Source organism: Streptomyces sp. NPDC002125 (assembly GCF_053593715.1).
In genome coordinates, this window is sequence record NZ_JBSFDD010000012.1 from 42539 (window position 1) to 65180 (window position 22642).

Sequence of the window (22642 nt, forward strand, 5' to 3'; positions counted from 1 at the left end):
CGTCCTCACCACGCCGCCCGCACCCGCCCCGCGCCGGAATCGAGTGATCGCCCATGCCCCGTCACCGCGCCCATGTCGCCATGGTCGGCGTCCCGATCGTCAGTCATGTCCTGCCGAGCCTCGCGCTCATCCGTGAGCTGGTGGCCCGTGGGCACCGGGTCACGTACGCCAACGACCCGTGCGTGGCCGACCGGATCGAGTCCACCGGAGCGGAACTGGTGTCCTGCACCTCCACGTTGCCGGTCGCCGACAACGACTGGCCCGCCGACCCCATCGCGGCGGCAAGCCTCTTCCTCGACGACGCCGTCCAGGCGCTCCCGCACCTGCACGCAGCCTACGACGACGATCCGGCCGACCTGTACCTCTACGACATCGGCGCCTACGCCGCGCGCGCCCTCGCCGAGGCGCAGGGCCGCCCCCTCGTGCAGCTCTCCCCGACCTTCGTCGGCTGGGACGGCTACCAGGAGGAGGTCGCGGCGCATCTGCGGAAGCTGCCGGGCGCCGACGTGTACCAGGACAGGTTCGCGCGGTGGCTGGCCGACTGCGGTGCGACCACCACGGACGTGGACACGTTCTCCGGCCCACCCGCCCGCGCCCTCGCCCTGATCCCGAGAGCGATGCAGCCGCATGCCGACCGGGTCGACACCGATACCGTGACCTTTGTCGGCCCCTGCTTCGACACCCGGACGGACGTGGACACAGACGGCTGGACCCGCCCGGCAGGCGCGGACAAGGTGCTCCTGGTCTCGCTCGGCTCGGCGTACACACGCCAGGCCGCGTTCTACCGCCGGTGCATCGCCGCCTTCGGCGGTCTGCGCGGCTGGCACGTCGTACTCCAGATCGGCGCGTACACCGACCCCGCCGAACTCGGCACCATCCCGTCCAACGTCGACGTGCAGTCCTGGGTCCCGCAACGGGCGATCCTGGAACAGGCCGACGCCTTCGTCACCCATGCCGGCATGGGCGGCTGCGGCGAAGGGCTCCTCGCGGGCGTTCCCATGATCGCCGTGCCGCAGGGGGCCGAGCAGTTCATGAACGCCGACCGGCTCGTGGAACTCGGCGTCGCGCGGCGCCTGGACACCGCCGATGCCACCGCCGAGTCTCTGCGCACGGCACTGACCGACCTGGTCACGGATCCGGAACGCGCCACCAGGTCACGGCAGTTGCAGGCCGCAGCGCGGGCCGAGGGCGGCACCCGGCGCGCTGCCGACCTGATCGAGGACGTGCTGACCGCCGCAGAGGGCACCGGGCGCTGAACGCCGCCTCCGCGCCGGACGCGCAACGGCGCACCGCGAACGGAACCGCGGTGGCGGCTTCCTGAGATCACGACGGCTCAGGAGGTGGCGGACACCAGGCCGATCCGGTGGGCGAGGACGACGGCCTGGACACGGTCGCGGAGACCTAGTTTGGTCAGGATCCGCGACACATACGTCTTCACCGTCTCGGGCGTGATGAACATCGCCGCGGCGATCTCCGCGTTCGACAGCCCCTCGGCGATCAGCCGGAGTGCCTCCAGCTCGCGGACGGTCAGCGCACCCACGACTTCCTCCCTGGCCGGCCGGGAGGTGTCCGCAGGGCGCAGCCGTTCGGCGAAGTGGCCGATGAGGTGCCGGGTGACGGCCGGAGCCAGCAGTGCCTCGCCCCCGGCGACCGTCCGTATCCCGCCCACCAGTTCGGCAGGGGGCGAGTCCTTGAGGAGGAAGCCGCTCGCTCCGGCCCGGAACGCGTCGTAGACGTAGGCGTCGACGTTGAAGGTGGTGACGACCAGCACCTTCGGTGGCGCCACCGCGTCGGGACCGGCCAGCAGGCGGGTCGCCTCGATGCCGTCGAGCAGAGGCATCCGGATGTCCATCACGACCACATCGGGGCGCAGTTGACGCGCGGCCTGGACCGCGGCGTGCCCGTTCTCGGCCTCCCCGACGACCTCCAGGTCGGGCTGGGACGAGAAGATGGTGACATAGCCGGTGCGCACCAACGCCTGGTCGTCGCAGACGAGTACGCGGATCGGCGGCGCATCACTCATGGGTCACTCCTGCGCGGACTGGGCGGGTATCACGGCACGGACATGGAACCCGCCGTCGGGACGGGGCCCGGCCTCCAGTTCACCATCGAGCATCCGCACCCGTTCACGCAGCCCGGTCAGCCCTCGTCCGCCGCCAGGGCCCTCGTGCCGGGTCGCCGGCGCGGCCGCCGAGGAGGAGTCGGCCCCTTCGGTGGCCACCTCGATCTCGATGCGTTCGTCGCCGTGCCGGACCAGGACCTGTGTCCGCCGTCCGGCCGCGTGCTTCATCGCGTTGGTGAGCGCCTCCTGCACCACGCGGTACGCGGCCAGTTCCACGTCGACGCTCCGCGTCCGCCGCCCGCCCCGCTCGATGAACTCGACGGGCTGGCCCGACATGCGGGCCCGCTCGACCAGGTCCGCCACCTTTCCCAGGGTGGGCGCCCGGTCCGCGGATTCGGAGGCGGAGGCGGACCGACCGGTGGCCTCCAGCACTCCGAGCAGATGCCGCAGTTCGGTGAGCGCCCGGCGGCCGGTGTCGCTGACGGCTGTCAGGCCCTCACCGGCCCGTTCCGGCGCGGACGTGAGCAGGAACTGCGCCGCGTCGGCCTGGACCACCATGGCCGTCACATGGTGCGTCACCACGTCGTGCAGTTCACGCGCGATGCGTGCGCGCTCGGCGTCCGCGGCCACCTCGGCGGCCAGCCTCCGCCGTTCGGCCTCCTCCGCCCGACGCTTGCGTACGCCGGTGCCCACCAGCCAGACCCCGGCCAGGAACAGGGAGAACGCGAGGTAGTCGGCAATCCGCTCCGGTGAGCCCAGGCGGTGCAGGACGACGGCCAGCACCGCGTAGCCCGCGCTCGCGGCGGCGGCGAGCGCGCGACGGAAGGAGGTCTGGTGGGCTCCGGCGGAGTACAGGGCCGCGTAGAGCCCGACGCTCCCGAACGTCGCGGGACAGCCCAGTGCCTGATGCACCGCGAAGGCACAGCCGACGACGGCGAGACAGGCCGCGGGCCACCGGGTACGTACCGCGAGCGGCAGGGTCTGCGCCAGGGTCAGTCCGATGCTCAGCGGGCTCGACGGGCGACCGGGCAGTTCGCCGATCTGCGCACCGATCTGCGACAGGGTCGGTAGGAAGGCCAGCACGGCGAGCACCAGCGCGAGACCGCCGTCCCTGACGTCCTGCTGACGGTCCGTCAGCCACACAAGTGGCCTCGGCGGCAGCGATGGTCTCCGCGACCACCTGAGCATCAACACGTCCGTCTCCGTTCCGTTCCGGTCAGCCGGGAGGGGTGCCACGCGCAGGGCTCAGCGGGCGACGCGCCGACGGGGCAGCAGACCGCCCCGCCGGTGGGCGAGGACGAACATCGGGATCACCAGCGCCACACCGATGAGGACGGTAACGATCGACGCCTCCAGACTGAAAACGCCGCCGGTCAGCAGGCCGGAACCGCTGACGTGCACGGACAGCAGCCCCTCGACGGCGTTGCCCGAGACGGGGATGCCGAGCAACTGCTCGGTGGCGTTCCAGGCGAAGTGCAGGCCTACGACGAACCACATGCTGCGCCGCCACAGGAAAGCCGCTCCGAGCAGCGCGCCCGCCTCGATGGCGATCGCCAGTCCGCTCCACACGGTGGCACCGGGGTTGGCCAGGTGCGCGGCACCGAACATCAGCGCGGTGATCGCGACGGCGGCACCACTGCCGAACAACCGCTCCAGGGCCTGGAGGGCGAGGCCGCGGAACATCAGCTCCTCGGTGACCGCCGCGCCCGCCTGGACGGCGACCGCGGACGTCAGGACGGGGAAGAAGCCGTTGCCGGCCCAGGAGAACGAGTAGCCTCCGAACGCCGCGATCACCAGGGCGGACACGAGGATGAAGCCCAGGCCGACCCCGCCGCCGAGGAGCGCCTCGCGCACGGCCCCGCGCCGGGCGATCTCCGGCGTGGACCGCCGGGCCACGAAGCGCATGACCGCCCAGTAGACAGCCACGGCGACGGCCGCTCCCAGGACCGGGACCGGTCCGGGGCCGGTCGCGGTCGCAGCCGAGACGGCGCCGACGCCGAGCATTCCGATCAGCATCCAGCCGAGCGGCGAGCCGAGTATCCGGCCGAGGCGGCCGCGGCCCGGACCTGAGGCATCACCCGGACCGGAGACGTCGCCCGGACCGGAGACGTCGCCCGGACCGGAGACGTCGCTCGGACTGCGGGTGTCACTCGGACCGTCCGCGAGCCGGTCGTGGCCCGCCCCGTGGCGTGTGGTGGATGAGGTGTTCATCGTGGCCCCCTTGGTGGTCGGCCGCCCCGATGGCGACCCGACGACCACGCTAGGAACTCCGCTGCCTCCGCGATTCACCCGCGAGCGGACGGAGCCGGTAGCTCTCATGGGGGATGCGCACAGCGCGGCGGTGTCCTCCCGCCGGTCCCCCACCTCTTCCGCAGCGATCGATGCGGAAGAGGTAGGCTCCGTGGGTGGCTACCAGACAGCGCGGCTCCATCGGCCGGCCCCGGGGATTCGACGCCGAAGAGGCTCTCGAACGCGCCATGCTGTTCTTCTGGGAACACGGCTACGAGGGCGCCGGCCTGGCAGGCCTGACCGAGGCGATGGGCATCTCGACCACCAGCATGTACGCGGCCTTCGGGAACAAGGAGGAGCTGTTCCGCAAGGCCCTGGACCGCTACACCGAAGGTCCCAGCGCCTACCTCGCCCGGGCCCTGGAGGAGCCGACCGCCCTCGGCGTGGCCGCCGCGGTCCTGGCCGGCACCGTACGGACCACCACCCGGCCGGCCCACCCCCAGGGATGCCTCGGCGTCCAGGGCGCCCTGGCCACCGGCGACTCCGGGAAGGCGGTCCGCGACCTGCTCTCCGCCTGGCGCACCAACGGCTGCCGTCAGCTCCGCGACCGGTTCCAGCAGGCCGTCGACGACGGCGAACTGCCTCCGGAGGCCGATCCTGGACTGCTCGCCCGCTATGTCACCACCCTGGCCTTCGGCATCGCCGTGCAGGCCGCGAGCGGCATCGGCCGCGACGACCTCCAGGAGATGGCGGACGCCGCCCTGCTCAGCTGGCCGCTCTCCCGGGAGCCGGCCGGGTGACGGCCGGGACGGTCACGGCCCGTGCGGCGCGATCCGCCGCGAGAGGGTGCCCCTACCGGTTCGCCCGCCTGCGGAACAGGTAGGCGCCGCAGAGCCCGCCGGCCACGAAGACCCCCAGCAGCGCGGCCCAGAGGGGCATCGTGACCTTGGGGATGATGACGCGGATGGTGACGTCCTGGGTGTTCACACAGATGAAGACGATCGTCAGGATCGCCAGGACCGTGACGGCGATCCGAGCGGGGGTGAACGCGTTCGTACTGCCGCTGGATACGTCCTTGGGGCTCATGAGCGGCCCTTTCGCTGGGTCCTGGTCCACGGGACCGGGAACCGGCGGTCCCCGGACCTCAGGATGCCTCCGTCCCGGGTCCGGGGTGCTGTGGAGCAGGGCCGTCCGGGTGACGTCAGCCGGCCACGGGCAGTTCCAGGACCCCGGTGTCCTGCGGGGCGCTGACCACGGTGACCGGTTTGATGCCCCGGTTGCCGAAGTACGCGCTGTCGCTCGCCGCGATCACGAAGCGCAGCTTGTGCCCCTTCTCGTACCGGTGGACGATGCCCGGCAGCTCCACGGTGAAGGGGCGCGTGACGTCGGGGACGCGCACGGGCGCCACCAGTCGGTTCACCAGCTTCTGGGTGCCGTCGGGCGCCACGTCGTAGACCTTGGTGAACAGGACGAGCTTGTCGGCCGCGTCCCCGCTGTTCTGGACCCGCTCCGCCTTCGGCGAGACGACCCTCAGGGTGGCCCTCGGCGCGCCGACGACGTCCAGCGGCGCGGTCAGCGGGGCACTGGTCCAGCCGAGGTGGGTGCCCTTGATGTCGTACGGTGCCGGGTCGGGCAGCCCGATGAGTCCGGCGAGGGAGCTCTCGGAGTGGCTGCTGGGCAGAAGCCAGTTGGTGTACTGGCGGCTGCCCCGGGTGACCTCGGAGCGGCTGTCCACCAGGGCGCCGTCGCCGGAGAGGTACATCGTGCGTGAGAGGGCGGGCACGGCCGCCGCGGTGCCGTACCCGCTCGCGTAGTCACGGTAGTAGGCGAACTCGGGCCCGGTGGCGGTGTCCTCCTCGTGGTGGAGGTAGCGGTCGAACCAGGCGAGGATGCGCTGTCCGACGTAACTGGTCTCCAGATTGCCCGTGCCCAGGTCGAGTTCGCCCGCCACCTGGCCGCCGCTGTGGCCCCAGGACTGCCAGATCATCTTGGCCGTGGTGCCCTGCGCCTTGAGCGTCCGGTAGGTGGCGGTGGCCTCGTTGAGGTTGAACAGGCTGTCGGCCTGGCCCTGGACGAGCAGGGTGGGCGCGGTGACGCCGGACAGATAGGAGGCCGGCGAGACGCTCCGCGCGTAGGCCAGCATCTTCGCGGTCGCGGCGGCCGGGTAGCTCCCGGAGTTCAGGAGGCGGATTATGTCGCAGGCGTCGGCGGCGAAGTGCAGACAGGTGAGGCTGCCGAAGCGGGACGGGTCCAGGCTCGGGACCAGCAGGGGCTGCCCCTCGCCCATCAGGTAGAAGCCGTTGGTCCACTGCCACTTGAAGACACCGGCCGTGCCGGAGGAGACACCCAGGGCAGCTCCGGTGGCGTTGGGGGCGAGGGAGTAGGCCAGGTCGTTCCAGGTGATCAGCGGCACGAGCGCGTCGACGCGGTGGTCGGCGGACGCGGTGGCCAGCTGTATGGCCCCTCCGTACGAGCCGCCGATCATGCCCACCACCGGGTCGCCCGGGGCGTCGGCGGTGACGAAGTCGGCCTTGGTGCCGTCGTCGGCGGCGCGGGTGCCGCCGAGGAAGTCGACGAGCCCGGATGCCGCCCTGCCGTCGATCGCGGGGTCGTCGAGGGTGATGAGGCAGCCGGACTTGCCGAAGCCCAGGCCGGAGTAGACGAGGGAGACGTAGCCGCGCTCCGCGAACGCCTTGCCGATGGCGTCCGTCGAGCCGTCGGACTTGCTGCCACCGAAGCCGTTGGTGGCGAGGACGGCGGGGGCGGGGTGCCGGGCGTCCACGCCGTCCGGCCGGTAGAGGTCGGCGTCCACGGTGCAGGTCCGGTCGCCCGCCCGCACGGTGAACTCCAGTGCGGTGACGGTGTACCGGTCCGCGGCCGACGCCGGTGGCGCGCCCGTCAGAGCGAGCGGGGCGAGAAGCGCCGCCCCCGCGAGCGAGGTGAGTGGACGACGGAACCTGGACACAGCACGCGACACATGGGCCTCCACACCGAGGACACATTACCGACCGGTAAGTACCGGGCCCGGCCCATGGTGTGACACAGGTCATAGCGGTGTCAACGCACGGGAGGCGGGTTTCCCCGGGGATTCGGACCTCTGTCCGGGTCCGTCCGTTCAGAGGAGCGCGGGCACGTGGACGGTGAGGGTGCAACGGCCGCCGTCCGCCGGGGCGTTCAGCACCGCCGGCACACCGAGCGGGACGGTCAGCGCCGTGGGTCCGTGGCCGAAGCCCAGCTCCTCGGCCACCGGGACCCCGAGTCCGCCGAGCAGGTCGGCGAGCACGGCCCGCACCTTCCCGTACGGCCCGCAGCCCTCCCAGGAGCCGCACACCACCCCGGATATGCCGTCCAGGGCGCCGATGCGCAGCAGCCTGGTCAGGTATCCGTCGAGGCGGTACGGGTCCTCCCCGACATCCTCGATCACCAGCAGCCCGCCCCGGGCCGAGGTCCTGGCCCCGGGGGTGCCCGCGTCGGCGGCGAGCAGGCTCAGACAGCCGCCGTACGTGACCCCCCGGGCGGTGCCGGGAACCAGCGCGGCGGCCGTGCCCAGGCCGAGGTTCAGCACCGACTCGGGTTCGAACAGGGTGGAGCGCAGGGCGTGCCGGGTCGCCTCGTCCTCCAGGAAGACCTCGGTGGCGGTCATCGGGCCGTGGAGGGTCGAGAACCCGGCCCGCAGGGCGAACGCCTCGTGCAGCACGGTGATGTCGCTGTATCCGACGAACACCTTGGGCCCGGCCGCCCTGAGCGCGGACCAGTCCAGGAGGTCCACCATGCGGTGGGCGCCGTATCCTCCCCTGGCGCACAGGACGGCGTCCACGGACGGGTCGCACCACGCCTCCTGGAGGTCCTGGGCGCGGTGCTCGTCCGTAGCGGCGAGATGGTCCAGCTCGGGGTGGGTGCCCAGGGCATGGGGTGCCGCCACCGCGTCGAGGCCCCAGCCGCGCAGCAGTTCGAGGCCGCGTTCCATGCGGTCGGGAGGCACGGGGCCGCTGGGGGCGACCACCACGACCCTGGAGCCCGGACGCAGCCGGGCCGCGCGGGCGAGGGGTTCCAGGGTCACCGCTTCAGCTCCAGTCCGGGAACATCGGGGCGGTCGAAGCCGAACGTCTGGGCGTAGAGCGAGAGTTCCGCCTCCAGTGCGCGCCGCACGGTCCCGGCTCTGCGGAAGCCGTGCCCCTCCCCCTCGAAGGCGAGGTAGGCGTGCGGCACCCCGCGGCCCTCGACGGCTGCCAGGAAGCGCTCGCACTGTACGGGCGGGCAGATCGGGTCGTCGAGCCCCTGGAGCAGCAGGAAGGGCGCGGTGAGCGAGGCCGTGTGGTGGACGGGCGAGCGCTCCCGGTAGCGCTCGGGCACCTCGGCGTACGGGCCCACGAGCGATTCGAGGTACTGCGATTCGAAGTCGTGCGTCTCGCCTGTCGCCCAGCCCTCCAGGTCGAGGATCGGATAGCTGATCGCCCCGCAGGCGTAGACGTCGGTCCGGGTGAGCGAGGCCGCGGTGGTCCAGCCCCCGGCGCTGCCGCCCCGGATCGCCAGCCGGGCGCGGTCCGCCGTGCCCTCGTCGGCCAGTGCCAGGGCGACGGCCGCGCAGTCCTCGACGTCGACAACGCCCCACTGCTCGCGGAGCCGTTCCCGGTAGGCGCGGCCGTAGCCGGTGGAGCCGCCGTAGTTCACCTCGGCGACCCCGATGCCCCGGGAGGTGAAGTAGGCGATCTCCAGGTCGAGTACGAGCGGGGCGCGCCCGGTGGGGCCGCCGTGCGCCCAGATCACGTACGGGGGAAGTTCGCCGTCGGGTCCGGTGCGGTCGGGGTGGCGCGGCGGGTGCACATGGGCGTGGATCTCGCGCCCCTCGGGGCCGGTGAAGGTCCGCACACGCGGCTGGGAGCAGTACGCGGGATCGACCACGTCCTCGTGGGGTACGCCGATGGTCCGGGCGTGCCCCGTTGCGGTGTCCAGCTCCACCACCTCGTACGACGTGCTGGGGCTCGCGGCGATGCCGACGACCCTGGTGTCCTGCACGGCGAGGGTCTCGGCCCAGGCGGTCCAGGGGCCGGCGGCGTCGACGAGTTCGCCGGTCTCCGGGTCGAGCACGCCGAGCCTCGTGGTGCCCCGGCCGTGGATGACGGCGATCAGCCCGTTGTCCAGGAGGTGGAACCAGCGCAGGCCGATCTTCCACAGCGGCCCGCCGAACTCCTCGCTCCGCCCGGCGCAGAGTCGGCTGCTGGGCACGACCGCTCCCGCGACGGCGTCGGGGCGCAGCCGCTGGAGCTCCCACCAGCCGCCGACGTCCGACACGAAGAGGAGCGTGCCGTCCCGGTCCCACTCCACCTGGACGACCGATTCGTCGATGTCGCCGACCAGGGGCCTGGCCCCGGTGAAGGTCCCCTCCCCGGTGACCTCGGCCATCATCGCGACGGTGCCGTCCCACGGCATCCGCGGATGGTCCCAGGCGATCCAGGCGGCCCTGGAACCGTCGTGGGACAGCTTGGGCCCGGTGACGAACCGGTGCCGGTCGTCGCTGAGTTCGCGTACGGCGCTCCGGTCTGCGGCGGCCGATCCGTCGAGCGGGACGGCGGCGATCACGCGTCGCACATCGGTGGGCGATTCGCCCGTGAACTCCTCCAGCACACACCACACTTCGCGGCGTTCGAGACGCAATTGCGGTTCCACCCAGCGCAGTCCGCCGCCGATGTCCGACAGGGGGGTCAGCGGCCACGGCTCGTCGGGCCCGTCCGGCGCGTAGGCGTACAGCCGCTGGTCGGGGAAGTGGACGAAGACGACGAGCGGGCCGCCCTCCTCGCGCGCCACGCCCGCCCACGGCACCCCGCCGTACTCCATGACACGGCTGCGGGGGTTCCACGGTTCGGGGAGCACGGACCGGGTGGTGCCGTCGGCCCTGCGGCGTACGAGGGCGCGGCGGCCTCCCTCGGCCGGGCGTGGTTCCGTCCACCACACCTCGTCGCCGACGGTGCCGACGAACTCCGGCCGGCCGTCGTGCGCGGCGGCGAGCGCCGCGTCGATCGGTGAAGGCCATGTGCCGTACGCCGCTGTGGACACCATGGTCGGTTCCCCCTCTTCGCTCTCTACGGTCGGCCGGGTGCGGTGCGTGGGCCGTGGCGGGTGGTTCTTCTCAGGCGGTGCGCAGGAAGTGGTCCAGGACCCGGACGCCGAAGTGCAAAGCGTCGACCGGGACGCGTTCGTCGACACCGTGGAACAGCGCCTGGTAGTCGAAGCCCACGGGCAGCTTCAGCGGGGAGTAGCCGTAGCCGGTGATGCCGAGCCGGGAGAACTGTTTGGCGTCCGTGCCGCCCGACATGCAGTAGGGGACGACACGGGCGTCCGGGTCGAACAGCTCGATGGCCGCCCGCATCTTCGCGTACGTCGGGGAGTCGACCGGAGCCTGGAGCGGAACCTCGCGGTGCAGGAACTCCCAGTCGATCCCGGGGCCGGTCAGCCGGTCCATCGTCGTGCGGAACTCGTCCTCGCCGCCGGGCACCATGCGTCCGTCGATCTGGGCTGTGGCGCGGCCCGGGATCACGTTGACCTTGTAACCGGCTTCCAGCATCGTCGGGTTGCTGCTGTTGCGGACGGTCGGCTCGACCAGCGCGGCGGCGGGTCCGAGCTTGCCGAGGAGTTCGTCCACGTCGAAACCGGGGGCGTCGGGATCGATCCGGATGTGGTGGAGGGCGGCGATCTCGATGAGGGCGGCGCGCACGGTCGGGGTCAGCCGCACCGGCCATTCGTACGCGCCGATCCTGGCGACCGCCGCGGCCAGGGCGCTGACGGCGTTGGCCTTGTTGACCTTGGAGCCGTGGCCCGCCTTGCCCTCGGCGGTCAGCTTCAGCCAGCCGGTGCCCCGCTCGCCGGCGGCGATGGGATAGAGCGGCATGCCGGGTCCCGCGTGGAAGGTGAAGGCGCCGGACTCGCTGATGCCCTCGGTGCAGCCCTCGAAGAGCTCGGGGTGCTTGTCCGCGAGGAAACCCGCGCCGTCGTGCGCGCTCGCCTCCTCGTCGGCCGTGTAGGCGACGACGATGTCACGGCGCGGGCGTACGCCGGCGCGCGCCCAGGCCCGGACGACGGCGAGCACCATCGCGTCCATGTTCTTCATGTCGATGGCGCCGCGGCCCCACACGACTCCGTCGCGCACCTCTCCGGAGAAGGGGTGCACGGTCCAGTCGGCGGCCTCGGCGGGCACCACGTCCAGATGCCCGTGGACGAGGAGGGCGTCGGCGGACGGGTCGGTGCCCCGGATGCGGGCGACGACGTTCGTCCGCCCCGGTGTGCGTTCCAGGAGGGCGGGCTCCAGCCCGGCGCCGGCCAGCCGCTCGGCGACGTACTCGGCGGCGGGGCGCTCCCGGCAGCTGCCGTCGCCCCGGTTGGTGGTGTCGATCCGGATCAGCTCGGAGGTGAACGTCACGGACTCCGCGAGCGCCGTCGCGTCGACCGGACCGGTCGGGTTGCCCGCCTCAGCCATACTGCTCCTCCACGGCGGCCGACACGATCGTCGTCACCGCCTTGAACGTGCGGATACCTTCGTACATCGTCCCGCTGGTGTAGGCGACACGCCGTTCACCGCTCGGCGCCACGCCGGGAACCACGGTCGCGGACGCCGCCAGATGCTCGGCGTCGAACTCCAGCTCCACGGTGTGGGAGCCGCCCGTCACCGGTGCGTGGCGCCCGGCGAGCGAGGTCGCCTCGGCGGCCGCCTTCCGGATGTCGGCGGCGGTACGGGCCGGGGTGCGGCACACGGCGGCGTAGCGCGAGACGTAGTCCTTCACCGCCACCGTACGGGCGCGGGGGGCGTAGCCGGCGGCGTCCACGCAGGTCAGGTCGTCGCCGGTGACGAGGATGACGGGGACCCCGTACTCCGCCGCGACGTGGGCGTTGAGCAGGCCCTCGCTGGCGCGGACGCCGTTCAGCCAGACGCCGGTGATGGAGTTGGCCAGATAGGTGTGGGCGAGCACGCCCTCCGTGCCCGCGCCGGTGTGATAGCCGACGAAGGCGACGGCGTCGACGTCGCCGTGCTGGATGCCCTCGACCATGGAGAGGGACTTGTGCTTGCCGGTGAGCATCTGGACGCGCTCGTCGAGCCGCTCCAGGAGCAGGTTGCGCATGCTCCAGTGGGCCTCGTTGACGAGCACCTCGTCGGCGCCGCCGTCGTAGAAACCGAGCGCGGCGGCGTTCACGTCGGAGGTGAACAGCGAACGGCACCGCTCCCACTGCGGGGTCCCGGGCAGCACATCGGCCGGCCAGGTCACTCCGGTGGCGCCCTCCATGTCGGCGCTGACGAGGATCTTCACGGTGCGCGGTCCTGTCACTGGTCGGTACGGTCCCCCGCCCGCCGCGCGGGAAGAGGATCTTCGTGCCGCCTCACGGTACGCGCCGGGACAGTGCCGGGCCAGAGCCTTCGTGATCTGTCACTGGTCCAGTCCGGTGAAGCCGTCCGCCGTGCGGCGGACGGCTTCCGGAGCGGGGCCGCGGTCAGGGGCGGGCGGTGCCCTTGACCAGCTCGTCGATCCGGGCGAGCTCGTCCGCGCCGAACTCCAGGTTCCCGATGGCCGCGACGCTGTTCTCCAGCTGTGCGACGCTGCTCGCGCCGACGACGGCGGAGGTGACCCGGCCGCCGCGCAGCACCCAGGCGAGCGCCATCTGTGCCAGGGACTGTCCGCGCTCCCGCGCCAGTTCGTTCAGCTCGCCCAGCCGGGATACCAGGTCCGGGGTGACCGCCTCGGCCGACAGGAACGGGCTGGTGCCCGCCGCACGCGAGCCCTCCGGGATGCCGCGGAGGTAGCGGTCGGAGAGGATGCCCTGCTCCAGCGGGGAGTAGGCGATGGAGCCGGTACCGAGCTCGTCGAGGGCGTCCAGCAGCCCGTCCTCGACCCAGCGGTCCAGCATGGAGTAGCGCGGCTGGTGGATGAGGAGCGGGGTGCCCAGCTCGTTCAGAATGCGGGCGGCCTCACGGGTCTGCTCGGCTGAGTAGTTGGAGACCCCGGCGTAGAGGGCCTTGCCCTGGCGCACGGCGGTATCGAGCGCGCCCATCGTCTCTTCGAGCGGGGTGTCCGGGTCGAAGCGGTGCGAGTAGAAGATGTCGACGTAGTCGAGGCCGAGCCGGGTGAGGCTCTGGTCGAGCGAGGAGCGCAGGCTCTTGCGGGAGCCCCACTCGCCGTACGGGCCCTCCCACATGTGGTAGCCCGCCTTGGTGGAGATGACGATCTCGTCCCGGAGACCGGCGAAGTCCGTCTTCAGGGCGCGGCCCATGGCGATCTCGGCGGAGCCGGGGGGCGGGCCGTAGTTGTTGGCGAGGTCGAAGTGGGTGATGCCCAGGTCGAAGGCCCGGCGCAGGATCTCGCCCTGGCTCTCGGGGGTCCGGTCGCCTCCGAAGTTGTGCCAGAGGCCGAGGGACAGCGCGGGGAGCAGCAGACCGCTGCGCCCGGTGCGCCGGTAGGGCATGGCGGTGTAGCGGTCGGCGGACGGAAGATACATACGGGCACTCCACGGGGACACGGGCCTGCGCGCCGGATCCGGTGCGCGTTCCCCAGACTGGCGGAGATCGATCCAGCGGTCCAACAGGAGATTCCGCTCGGATTCATCGCTTAGATTGCTCAATCATGGAATTGCGTCAGCTGGAGCACTTCGTCGCGGTCGCCGAGGAGCAGCACTTCACCCGCGCGGCCGAACGTCTGGCCGTCTCGCAGTCCGGGCTGTCCGCGTCCGTCCGGGCCCTGGAGCACGAGCTCAGGACACCGCTGTTCAGCCGCACGACGCGCACGGTCCGGCTCACCGAGGCGGGCCAGGCCCTGCTGGTCGAGGCGGAGCGCACGCTGGCGGGGGCCAGGGCGGCGCGGGACGCGGTCGACGCCGTACGGGGACTGCTGCGCGGGACGCTGACGCTGGGGGTGGAGCAGTGCGTGGCCGGGGTCAGCCCGGCGCGGCTGCTCGCGGCCTTCCACCGGGAGCATCCGCACATGGAGATCCGGCTCCGGCAGGAGGGCACGTCCAGTCTGCTGGAGGGGGTGGCGGGCGGCCGGCTCGACCTGGCGTTCGCCGCCACGGTCAGCCCGCCGGAGTGGCGGGGCGAACTCGTGCCGCTGGCACGGGAGCCGATGGTCGTCCTGTGCGAGCCCGGCCACCGGCTGGCCGTGGAGGGGAAGCCGGTGGCGTGGGGCGGGCTCCAGGGCGAGTCGTTCATCGACTTCCACCCGGACTGGGGGCCGAGGCGGGCGGCGGACGAGGCGTGCGCGGCGGCGGGGGCACGCCGCACGGTGGCGCTGGAGGTCAGCGACGTGCACAGCCTGCTGGAGCTGGTCCACGAGGGGCTCGGCATCGCGGTGGTGCCGCACCACTTCGCCCGTAAGCCGGAGGCGCGGGGGCTGGTGACCGTGGAGCTCGAAGGCGCGCATCTGCCGGTGTACGAGAGCGTCGTGGTGCTCCCTCCGGCCCGGGCCATGAGCCCGGGGGCGAAGGCACTGATGACGCTGGTCCGGGAGAACCCGCTGCGCTGGGAGCGCTGAAGGCACGGGGCACGGAGGCGCGCGGGCGCGGAGGTGCCGCGGCATCGGCCGCTGCGGCGAGGAAGGTCGGTAGCCGTCGGCGGCCCGGTCCGGTCAGCCCCTCAGCCGCTCAGCGCCTCGGCGAACGCCCCCGCCTCCTGGTCGACTCCGCTGCACGTGTCCGAGGCCTTCGTGGTGTCCTCGTCCGCGCCGCACTCCTGGTCGCGGAAGGACGCCCACAGGGAGAGCGCGCCGACGCCCTGCCGGGTGGCGAACGTCCGCAGGGACGCCGCGTCGTCAAGGGTGAACGTCTCCCCCGCGACGTCGTTGACCCCGATCATCACGGTGATGTGCAGCGCCTGCCAGGCCTCGTCGTCGGCAAGGCCGAGCACGTCCACGAGCTGGTCGTGGGAGGCCCCGGCTGCCGTCTCCGCGTAGTCGCCCATGTCGCCGGTGTCGGACGTGCTGTAGTTCATCGCCATGATGTTGACCGCCGAGATGTCGACACCCTGGTCCACGGCGTCCTCCAGGACGGCGGTCCCGCTGTCCTCCAGCCCGTCGGGCATGACCGGCAGGGTGTAGGTGACGTCGAGGTCGCGCTCCTTCTGGAGGAGGGCCAGCGCCTCGTTGCGGCGGGTGACGGACGCGGTGTCGGTGAGCGCGTCGCCCTCGATGTCGAAGTCGGCCTTGGTGGCCCCGACCGCGTCGAGCACCTCGCCGTAGGCGTCGGCCAGTTCCTCCGCGCTGTCGCAGACGAGCGCCGCCTCGGTGCCCGCGGCCCCGCCGAAGGAGACGCGGAGGTCGGCCCCGGTGTCCGTGAGCGCCTCGGCCCGGGCGGCGACCGCGTCGCTGCCGGACGCGGCGGTGCCGCCCCAGAGCGGGGTGCAGCCCGAGGCGTCCGAGGTGACGAAGGCCAGGTTGTACGTGTCGGGCGACCCCGCGCCGTCGGTGTCGGCCGCGGTCGTGGCGCTGACGTAGGGGGTGTAGGCGGTCCGCGTCGCCGACCCGGTCGGCGGGGGCGGCGCGGAGCCGTACGCCTGGTTCGTCTGATCGGCGACGCCGCCCGTGGAGCAGGCCGAGCAGGCGAGGCCGAGCGCGATCAGCCCGGCGAGGGCCGAGGAAATCCGTGTGCGCCTTTGCATGACGTATGTGCACCTGCTCTCGGTGGGTCGCCCGGAACGGCAGCCGGTGCTGCCGGGACGCCTCGAACCTCTCACACCGGGAGCCCTTCCGAAGACACAGCCAACTCATGGAAAGGACCGGGAAGTGGCCGCCGTGTCAGGTCAACTCCCCTGCTGGAGAGGGTTCGAGCAGTGCGACCGGGGCTCAGGGACCCGGGCGTACTCTCAGCGGTCCTACAGGTTCGCGGCCGTTTCACAGCCCTCGGCCAGGAAAGCTCCAGACTTCGCACATCAAGCTTCGCGACCATGCGCACATGCAATCCGACCCCGTCATCGAGAAAGACCCGGCGCCGCGCGGCCGACGCCGGGCACATGCCGGCCCGGCCCGCTCGGCGGAGCGGCGCCGCGCGGCAGCAGGACCCCAGAAGGGTCCCGTGTTCGTGGACAGCTCCGGGCGCCGGGCCAGACTGCTGCGCCGCGCGGGCATGCTGCTGGGCCTCGTCTGCGTCGGTTACGCCGCCGTGCTGGGGCTCGCCTTCATGGGCGGCATCTCCCTGACCCCGTCCCAGCTGCTCCCCTTCGACGGCGGCCCGGCCGCTGAGGCCGGCCCCGGCGGCCGGATGCAGCCCGGGTACGGCATGCCGCCGGGTGGCACAGCTCCCCCCGGTGGCGCGCCGAGCGGGATGCCGACGCCGCCCGCGTCCGGCGCGGCGACGCCCTCCGCGGAGGCGACGGCATCCGGCGGGGCGAGCTGATGGCCGCTTCCCGCCGCCGGCACGCCACGCCCGGCGTGATCGGCCGCGTCGGACGCCAGGCCGTCCCGAAACCCCGCGTGATCATGGCCCTGCTGCTGTTGCTGGCGCTCATCAGCGTGATGCTGCTGGACGGCTATCTGCGCGCCGAGGTCGGCAACGACCAGCGGGTGCGCTCGAACGCCTCCGCGGACTCGGTGCCCGGTGACGTCCTGGAGGGCGGGCCGCTGCTCAGCTTCCCCGGCGGCACCGCGCGCACCCAGTCGGTCCCGGACAAGACGATCGTGCTGACCTTCGACGACGGTCCGGACCCCGAGTGGAGCGACCAGGTCCTGGACATCCTCGACGAGAACGACGTCCCGGGCACCTTCTTCCTGGTCGGATCGATGATCTCGCGCTATCCGGACGTCGTACGCAGGATGGTCGACGAGGGCAACGAGGTGGGGGTCCACACCTTCACCCATGTCGACCTCTCCTACCAGAGCGAGGCGCGGGTCAAGCGGGAGATCGCCCAGACACAGCTGGCCCTGGCGGGCGCGGCGGGCATCACGACGACGTTGTTCCGCGCTCCCTACTCCTCGAAGACCGACGCGATCGACGACTACAGCTGGCCCGTCTACGAGCGCCTGGGAGCGATGGGCTACACCAGCGTGTTCATCGACACCGACAGCGAGGACTGGCAGCAGCCGGGCGTCGACAAGATCGTCAAGTGGGCCACGCCCGAGGACGGCGAGGGCGCCTCGGTGCTCTTCCACGACGCGGGCGGCGACCGCTCGGAGACGCTGGCCGCGCTGCCGAAGTACATCAAGAAGATGAAGGCGAAGGGCTACACCTTCACCACCGTAAGCGGCGCGCAGCAGGAGAGCGCCTCCACCGCGCAGGAGGCGGGCAACGCGCCGGCGGGCGGCCCCGCCGGAGCGGGCGGCTCGCAGGGCAACGCCGAACAGGCCGCCCACCGCCAGGCGGACGCCGCCTCCAGGTGGGAGGGCCGCGCCCTGCTCGCCGCGGTCGCCGTCGCGGAGTGGACGGTGCCCGGCCTGGCGGCCGTGCTGGCCGTCGTCGGGGTGGCCGTGCTCGGGCGCTTCGGCATGATGCTCCTGCTCGCCCGGCGTCACTACCGGCAGCGCAACAGACGCAGGTTCACCTGGGGTCCGGAGGTGACCGGTCCCGTGAGTGTGATCGTGCCGGCGTACAACGAGAAGGAGTGCATCGCCAGTACGCTCAACTCCCTTGCCGCCAGCACCCATCCGATCGAGATCGTGGTCGTCGACGACGGCTCGACCGACGGCACGGCTGAGATAGCCGAGGCGCTGGGGCTGCCCAATGTCCGGGTGATCCGGCAGGAGAACGCGGGCAAGTCGGCCGCCCTCAACAACGGTGTACGGCAAGCGCGTTACGACATCGTCGTGATGATGGACGGGGACACCGTCTTCGAACCCGACACCGTGCGTCAGCTCGTGCAGCCGTTCGCCGACCCGAGGATCGGTGCCGTCGCGGGCAACGCCAAGGTGGGCAACCGGTCCACGGTGATCGGCGCCTGGCAGCACATCGAGTACGTGATGGGCTTCAACCTGGACCGCAGGATGTACGACCTGCTCGGCTGCATGCCCACCATCCCCGGGGCCATCGGCGCCTTCCGCCGCCGGGCGGTCCTGGAGGTCGGCGGGATGAGCGAGGACACGCTGGCCGAGGACACCGACATCACCATCGCCCTGCACCGCGCCGGCTGGCGGGTCGTGTACGCCGAGCACGCCCGCGCCTGGACCGAGGCACCGGCGTCGCTGGGGCAGTTGTGGCGTCAGCGCTACCGGTGGAGCTACGGCACCATGCAGGCGCTGTGGAAGCACCGCAGGTCGGTCACCGACCGGGGGCCCTCCGGGCGCTTCGGCCGGGTCGGGATGCCGCTGGTCGTCCTCTTCCAGATCGTCACACCGGTCTTCGCACCGCTCATCGACGTCTTCACGGTCTACGCGATGATCTTCGTGGACTTCCGTGCCTCGCTGCTCGCGTGGCTGGCGGTCCTTGGCGTGCAGCTGTTCTGTGCGGCGTACGCCTTCCGGCTCGACCGGGAGAAGTACAGGTATCTGCTGATGCTGCCCCTCCAGCAGCTCGCCTACCGGCAGTTGATGTATCTCGTGCTGATCCACTCCTGTGTCACCGCCGCGACCGGAGGCAGGCTGCGCTGGCAGAAGCTGAAGCGCACCGGCGAAGTGGGCACGCCCGGCGCGGGGGCCTCGTAGTGGGGGGTGCGCACCGCAGGACGGCACTCGCGCCGTCCCCCACGGCCGCCCCCGCGGGAACCGGCCGGGACCGGTCCTTCGATGTGCTGCGGGCCGTCGCGCTCGTCCGGGTGGTGACCTACCACACCTTCGAGTGGCCCTGGCTGGGGTTCGTCTTCCCGTCCATGGGCGTGATGTTCGCGCTCGCCGGCTCGCTCATGGCGCGCTCGCTGGAGAGGCCGGCCCCGGGGGTGCTGCGCGGCCGACTCCGGAGACTGCTGGTCCCGGTGTGGCTCTTCGGTCTGCTGCTCGGCGCCGCGATGCTGCTGCACGGCTGGGTGCCGGGGCCCGACGTCCTGTACTGGGTGCTGCCGATCGGTGATCCGCCGGGCAACGCGTGGGGCGAGCAGGCCTGGGCGGTGCTCTGGTACCTGCGCGCGTACCTGTGGTTCGTGCTGCTCTCACCGCTGCTGCTGCGTCTCTTCCGGCTCGCGCCACTGCCGGTGCTCGCGCTCTCGCTCGTGCCCGTCGTGGTGCTGGAGACGGTGACCGGCGTGCCGGACGGGCGGCTGGGCAGCACGGTCAGCGACGGGTCGGTGTTCCTGTTCTGCTGGCTGCTGGGCTTCGCGCACCGCGACGGGGTGCTCGGCCGGCTGCGCGGTGCGGGAACCCTCGCCGCCGCGGCGCCGCTGATGGCGGTGGGCGCCTGGTGGGCGCTGGGACATCCGGTGGACGGCACGGTCGACCTGGACGACATCCCGCTCGCCCAGGCGCTCTGGTCGGCGGGCTTCGTGCTGCTCCTGCTGCGCTTCAGGCCACGCTTCGACGGGCTGGCCCGCCACCGGGTGGCCGACCGGGTGGTCACGGTGTTCAACGCCCGCGCGGTGACGGTCTATCTGTGGCACGAGGTGGCGCTGATGGCCGCCGTGCCGCTGATCGACCTGATGTGGGAGGTACCGGTGATGGAGCGCCGTCTGCCGCTGGACAGCCCGTGGTGGCAGTTCGGCGTCGCGTGGGTGCTGATCGCCGCCGCCGTGGTGTGCTTCGGCTGGGTCGAGGACGTCGCGGCACGGCGGAGACCCCGGCTGCTGCCGTGAGGACGGCGGGTGTGCGGCCTTCCGCACACCCGCCGCACGGGCGGGGACGCTCAGTCCTCGTGCCCGAGCTGGAGGTCCCGCTCGGTCCGCCCGCCGCCAGGGAGCTGGAGCACGGTGGCGACCGGCGGATAGCCGGCGGCGATCACCGTGTACTCACCGGTCGACAGGTCCACGAACCGGAACGCTCCGTCGGGTCCGGTCCGCAGGGTGTCGACCACGTTGCCCGCCGCGTCCAGCAGGGTGACCCTGGCGTCCTCGACGGCCCGTCCGCCGGGGGCGCGCACGATCCCTCGCAGCACCGCGCCGCCCGCCAGCTCGATGTCCTGCCGGGTCTCCCTGGCCGCCTGCACGCTCACCGGAAGGGCGGCGGGCCGGAAGGCGGGGGCGCTGGCCGCCAGGGTGTACTCCCCCGCCACCAGTTCGCTGATGACATAGGCGCCCTCGCGCCCGGTGCGGGTGCTCGCGACGACCTCGCCCCGTACGTCGGTGAGTGTGACGGCCGCGTCGCGGACGGGGGCGCCGTCGGGCGTGAGGACCGCGCCCGCGAGCCGCCCGGCCCCGCCCAGCACCACGTCGAGCTCGACCGGCCGCTCGCCCACCGTGACGCTGACGGCCTGCGGCTGGTGCCCGCCCGCCGCCGCGATCAGCACATAGGAACCCGCGCCCGGCGCGCTCAGCGCGTACCGCCCGTCGTCTCCGCTGGCACTCCGTCCGACCTGCTGCCCCTGGACGTCGATGAGCGTGAGGGCCGCGCGGCCCACCGTCGTGCCGTCGGGGTGCTGGACGCCTCCGCGCACCGGTACCCCGGAAAGCGTGCCCGGCCGGGGCGGAGCCGGTTCGGTCCTGGCGATGGGGATCGTGGACTGCGTCACGGCCGGCTCGGCCGCCGTCTGCGGGGTGTGGTGGGACACCAGCGGTTTCTCCTTGAGGAAGAAGGCGAGGAACAGGCCGAGCAGGAGCACCGGCACCAGGTAGAGGAAGATCCGCGGCATCGCGTCGGCGTACGCCTGGATGTACGCGTCCCGTAGCGCGGGTTCCATGGAGTGGACCAGCTGCGGAGTGATCGATTCGGCGTCGGGGAGTTCGGCGCCCGACGGGAGCCGCACCCCGAGCGCGTCGCTCAGCCGACCGGCGAAGAGGGTGCCGAAGATCGCGGCGCCGACGCTTCCGCCGATCTGCCGGAAGTAGTTGTGGGCACTGGTGGCGGTGCCGAGGTCGGATGCGCGTACGGAGTTCTGGACGGCCAGCACCAGGATCGACATGACGAGACCGATCCCGATGCCCAGGACGGCCTGCCAGACGCCGTACTCCAGCGCCGAGGTGTCGGTGTCCAGGAGGGAGAGCAGCCACATGCCGACGACGGAGACGGCCCCGCCGACGATCGGATAGACACGGTAGCGGCCGGTGCGCGAGACCAGCTGCCCGGAGACGACGGAGGCGATGACGATGCCGCCCATCATGGGCAGCATCAGCAGCCCCGACTCGGTGGCGGACACGCCCTCGACCATCTGGAGATAGGTCGGCAGATAGCTGGCGGCCCCGAAGAGCGCGACCCCGACGACCGCGCCCACCAGCGAGGTGACGTTGAAGACCGAGTCGCGGAACAGCCGCAGCGGGATGACGGGTTCGGCGGCCCGGTGCTCGACGACGAGGAAGAGCAGGGTCGTTCCGGCGGCACCGGCGGCCAGTCCCAGGATGGTCCGCGAGCCCCAGGCGTACTCCGTACCGCCCCAGCTGGTGAGCAGCACCAGGCAGGTCGAGGCGACGGCGAGCAGTAGGGCGCCCAGCACGTCGAGGCGGGGGCGGACCGCGGGCTTGGGCAGTTTCAGTACGAGCGCGATGACGGCGAGGGTGACGATGCCGAACGGCACGTTGATGTAGAAGCACCAGCGCCAGGAGGCGTGGTCGGTGAAGAATCCGCCGAGGAGGGGGCCGGCGACCGACGCGAGGCCGAAGACCGCGCCGATGAGGCCCATGTAGCGCCCGCGCTCCCTGGCCGGGACGATGTCGGCGATGATCGCCTGGACGCCGATCATGAGTCCGCCGCCGCCGATGCCCTGGACGGCCCGGAAGGCGATGAGTTCGTCCATGGTGCGCGACCAGCCGGCGAGGGCCGAGCCGATGACGAAGACGATGATCGCGAACTGAAAGACGCCCTTGCGGCCGAAGAGGTCGCCGAGCTTGCCGTAGAGCGGCAGTCCGATCGTGGAGGCGAGCAGATAGGCGGTGACCGCCCAGGACATCTTGTCCAGGCCGTGCAGCTCGCCGACGATCTTCGGCAGGGCGGTGGCGACGATCATCTGGTCGAGCGCCGCGAGCAGCAGGGTGAGCATGAGCCCGAGGAAAACCAGCCGGATCCGGCGGGGGCTGATCGCGTCGGGCGTCGCGGCGTCACCGGCACCGGAGGGCGGCGGGGGCGGAGCCGGTTCCGGCCCGGTCGCGGGCGGTCCGTACTCGGTGCCTCCCGGCTCGTCCTTCACCAGAGTGATCCCACCCATGTGACGCTCCCCTCGTCGCAGCTGCGCCGCCCATTTCTCGCATCAGGCGGCAAGGCGGGGCAAACGCGACCGGGCGCGCGCACGGCGCACGTTGAGGGCTTATGCGCCGGTGGGAGGCACTACGGCGCACAACCGGCCACCCCGGAAAACCACTCGTTCCGGTGAGGCCGGCCGTGA

The 22642-nt window shown here is 72.2% G+C and carries 18 protein-coding genes; 6 read left to right on the top strand and 12 right to left on the bottom strand.

The window, feature by feature from the left end; translation table 11 throughout:
- Nucleotides 1-53: 53 nt before the first annotated feature.
- Complete coding sequence (locus ACWCQM_RS21225; RefSeq protein ID WP_450916721.1) at nucleotides 54-1256, top strand: macrolide family glycosyltransferase; 1203 nt, start codon at nucleotides 54-56, stop codon at nucleotides 1254-1256.
- 77 nt (nucleotides 1257-1333) lie between these two features.
- Here ACWCQM_RS21225 and ACWCQM_RS21230 read toward each other — a convergent pair whose 3' ends face one another.
- Genes ACWCQM_RS21230 through ACWCQM_RS21240 form a run of 3 tightly spaced genes read right to left on the bottom strand, consistent with a single transcriptional unit; the run spans nucleotide 1334 to nucleotide 4273 of the window.
- Nucleotides 1334-2023, bottom strand: coding sequence for a response regulator (locus ACWCQM_RS21230; RefSeq protein ID WP_450916722.1), 690 nt, complete (start codon nucleotides 2021-2023; stop codon nucleotides 1334-1336).
- A 3-nt stretch (nucleotides 2024-2026) separates the two neighbouring features.
- Complete coding sequence (locus tag ACWCQM_RS21235; RefSeq protein ID WP_450916870.1) at nucleotides 2027-3250, bottom strand: sensor histidine kinase; 1224 nt, start codon at nucleotides 3248-3250, stop codon at nucleotides 2027-2029.
- A gap of 57 nt (nucleotides 3251-3307) precedes the next feature.
- Nucleotides 3308-4273, bottom strand: a complete 966-nt coding sequence (locus ACWCQM_RS21240) for a CPBP family intramembrane glutamic endopeptidase (protein WP_450916723.1) — start codon at nucleotides 4271-4273, stop codon at nucleotides 3308-3310.
- A 194-nt stretch (nucleotides 4274-4467) separates the two neighbouring features.
- On the opposite strand from ACWCQM_RS21240, the gene ACWCQM_RS21245 reads away from it, so the two are divergent.
- Nucleotides 4468-5091 (top strand): TetR/AcrR family transcriptional regulator, encoded by a 624-nt coding sequence (locus ACWCQM_RS21245; protein ID WP_450916724.1) that lies wholly within the window; start codon nucleotides 4468-4470, stop codon nucleotides 5089-5091.
- Between the two features lie 52 nt (nucleotides 5092-5143).
- Here ACWCQM_RS21245 and ACWCQM_RS21250 read toward each other — a convergent pair whose 3' ends face one another.
- The 7 genes from ACWCQM_RS21250 to ACWCQM_RS21280 form a co-directional block, all read right to left on the bottom strand.
- Entirely contained in the window at nucleotides 5144-5377 is a 234-nt protein-coding gene (locus ACWCQM_RS21250) for a DUF1049 domain-containing protein (RefSeq protein ID WP_450916725.1), read from the bottom strand.
- 115 nt (nucleotides 5378-5492) lie between these two features.
- On the bottom strand, nucleotides 5493-7268 hold the full coding sequence (locus ACWCQM_RS21255) for a CocE/NonD family hydrolase (RefSeq protein ID WP_450916726.1): 1776 nt from the start codon (nucleotides 7266-7268) through the stop codon (nucleotides 5493-5495).
- A 138-nt stretch (nucleotides 7269-7406) separates the two neighbouring features.
- Nucleotides 7407-8351: a S66 peptidase family protein gene (locus ACWCQM_RS21260; protein WP_450916727.1), complete on the bottom strand. Its 945-nt coding sequence runs from the start codon at nucleotides 8349-8351 to the stop codon at nucleotides 7407-7409.
- Nucleotides 8348-10348, bottom strand: a complete 2001-nt coding sequence (locus ACWCQM_RS21265) for a S9 family peptidase (protein WP_450916728.1) — start codon at nucleotides 10346-10348, stop codon at nucleotides 8348-8350. Before ACWCQM_RS21265 ends, ACWCQM_RS21260 begins: the two co-directional genes overlap by 4 nt.
- Before the next feature lie 70 nt (nucleotides 10349-10418).
- A complete protein-coding gene (locus ACWCQM_RS21270) occupies nucleotides 10419-11762 on the bottom strand; it encodes a M20/M25/M40 family metallo-hydrolase (RefSeq protein WP_450916729.1) in 1344 nt (447 codons plus the stop codon).
- Complete coding sequence (locus ACWCQM_RS21275; protein WP_450916871.1) at nucleotides 11755-12588, bottom strand: M55 family metallopeptidase; 834 nt, start codon at nucleotides 12586-12588, stop codon at nucleotides 11755-11757. Before ACWCQM_RS21275 ends, ACWCQM_RS21270 begins: the two co-directional genes overlap by 8 nt.
- A 181-nt stretch (nucleotides 12589-12769) precedes the next feature.
- The gene (locus ACWCQM_RS21280) at nucleotides 12770-13771 is read right to left on the bottom strand and encodes an aldo/keto reductase (RefSeq protein WP_450916730.1); all 1002 of its coding nucleotides are present in this window, start codon (nucleotides 13769-13771) and stop codon (nucleotides 12770-12772) included.
- Nucleotides 13772-13896: 125 nt separating this feature from the next.
- On the opposite strand from ACWCQM_RS21280, the gene ACWCQM_RS21285 reads away from it, so the two are divergent.
- The gene (locus tag ACWCQM_RS21285; protein WP_450916731.1) at nucleotides 13897-14799 is read left to right on the top strand and encodes a LysR family transcriptional regulator; all 903 of its coding nucleotides are present in this window, start codon (nucleotides 13897-13899) and stop codon (nucleotides 14797-14799) included.
- Between the two features lie 101 nt (nucleotides 14800-14900).
- On the opposite strand, the gene ACWCQM_RS21290 is transcribed toward ACWCQM_RS21285, so the two are convergent.
- Nucleotides 14901-15920: a chitinase gene (locus ACWCQM_RS21290; protein ID WP_450916732.1), complete on the bottom strand. Its 1020-nt coding sequence runs from the start codon at nucleotides 15918-15920 to the stop codon at nucleotides 14901-14903.
- Between the two features lie 293 nt (nucleotides 15921-16213).
- Here ACWCQM_RS21290 and ACWCQM_RS21295 point away from each other — a divergent pair, with 293 nt between their 5' ends.
- Genes ACWCQM_RS21295 through ACWCQM_RS21305 form a run of 3 tightly spaced genes read left to right on the top strand, consistent with a single transcriptional unit; the run spans nucleotide 16214 to nucleotide 19967 of the window.
- Nucleotides 16214-16654, top strand: a complete 441-nt coding sequence (locus ACWCQM_RS21295; protein ID WP_450916733.1) for a hypothetical protein — start codon at nucleotides 16214-16216, stop codon at nucleotides 16652-16654.
- Nucleotides 16654-18891, top strand: a complete 2238-nt coding sequence (locus tag ACWCQM_RS21300) for a bifunctional polysaccharide deacetylase/glycosyltransferase family 2 protein (protein ID WP_450916734.1) — start codon at nucleotides 16654-16656, stop codon at nucleotides 18889-18891. The genes ACWCQM_RS21295 and ACWCQM_RS21300 overlap by 1 nt, the downstream gene beginning before the upstream one ends.
- Nucleotides 18891-19967, top strand: coding sequence for an acyltransferase family protein (locus ACWCQM_RS21305; protein WP_450916735.1), 1077 nt, complete (start codon nucleotides 18891-18893; stop codon nucleotides 19965-19967). The genes ACWCQM_RS21300 and ACWCQM_RS21305 overlap by 1 nt, the downstream gene beginning before the upstream one ends.
- A 50-nt stretch (nucleotides 19968-20017) precedes the next feature.
- Here ACWCQM_RS21305 and ACWCQM_RS21310 read toward each other — a convergent pair whose 3' ends face one another.
- Nucleotides 20018-22465, bottom strand: coding sequence for an MFS transporter (locus ACWCQM_RS21310; protein WP_450916736.1), 2448 nt, complete (start codon nucleotides 22463-22465; stop codon nucleotides 20018-20020).
- Nucleotides 22466-22642: the final 177 nt, after the last annotated feature.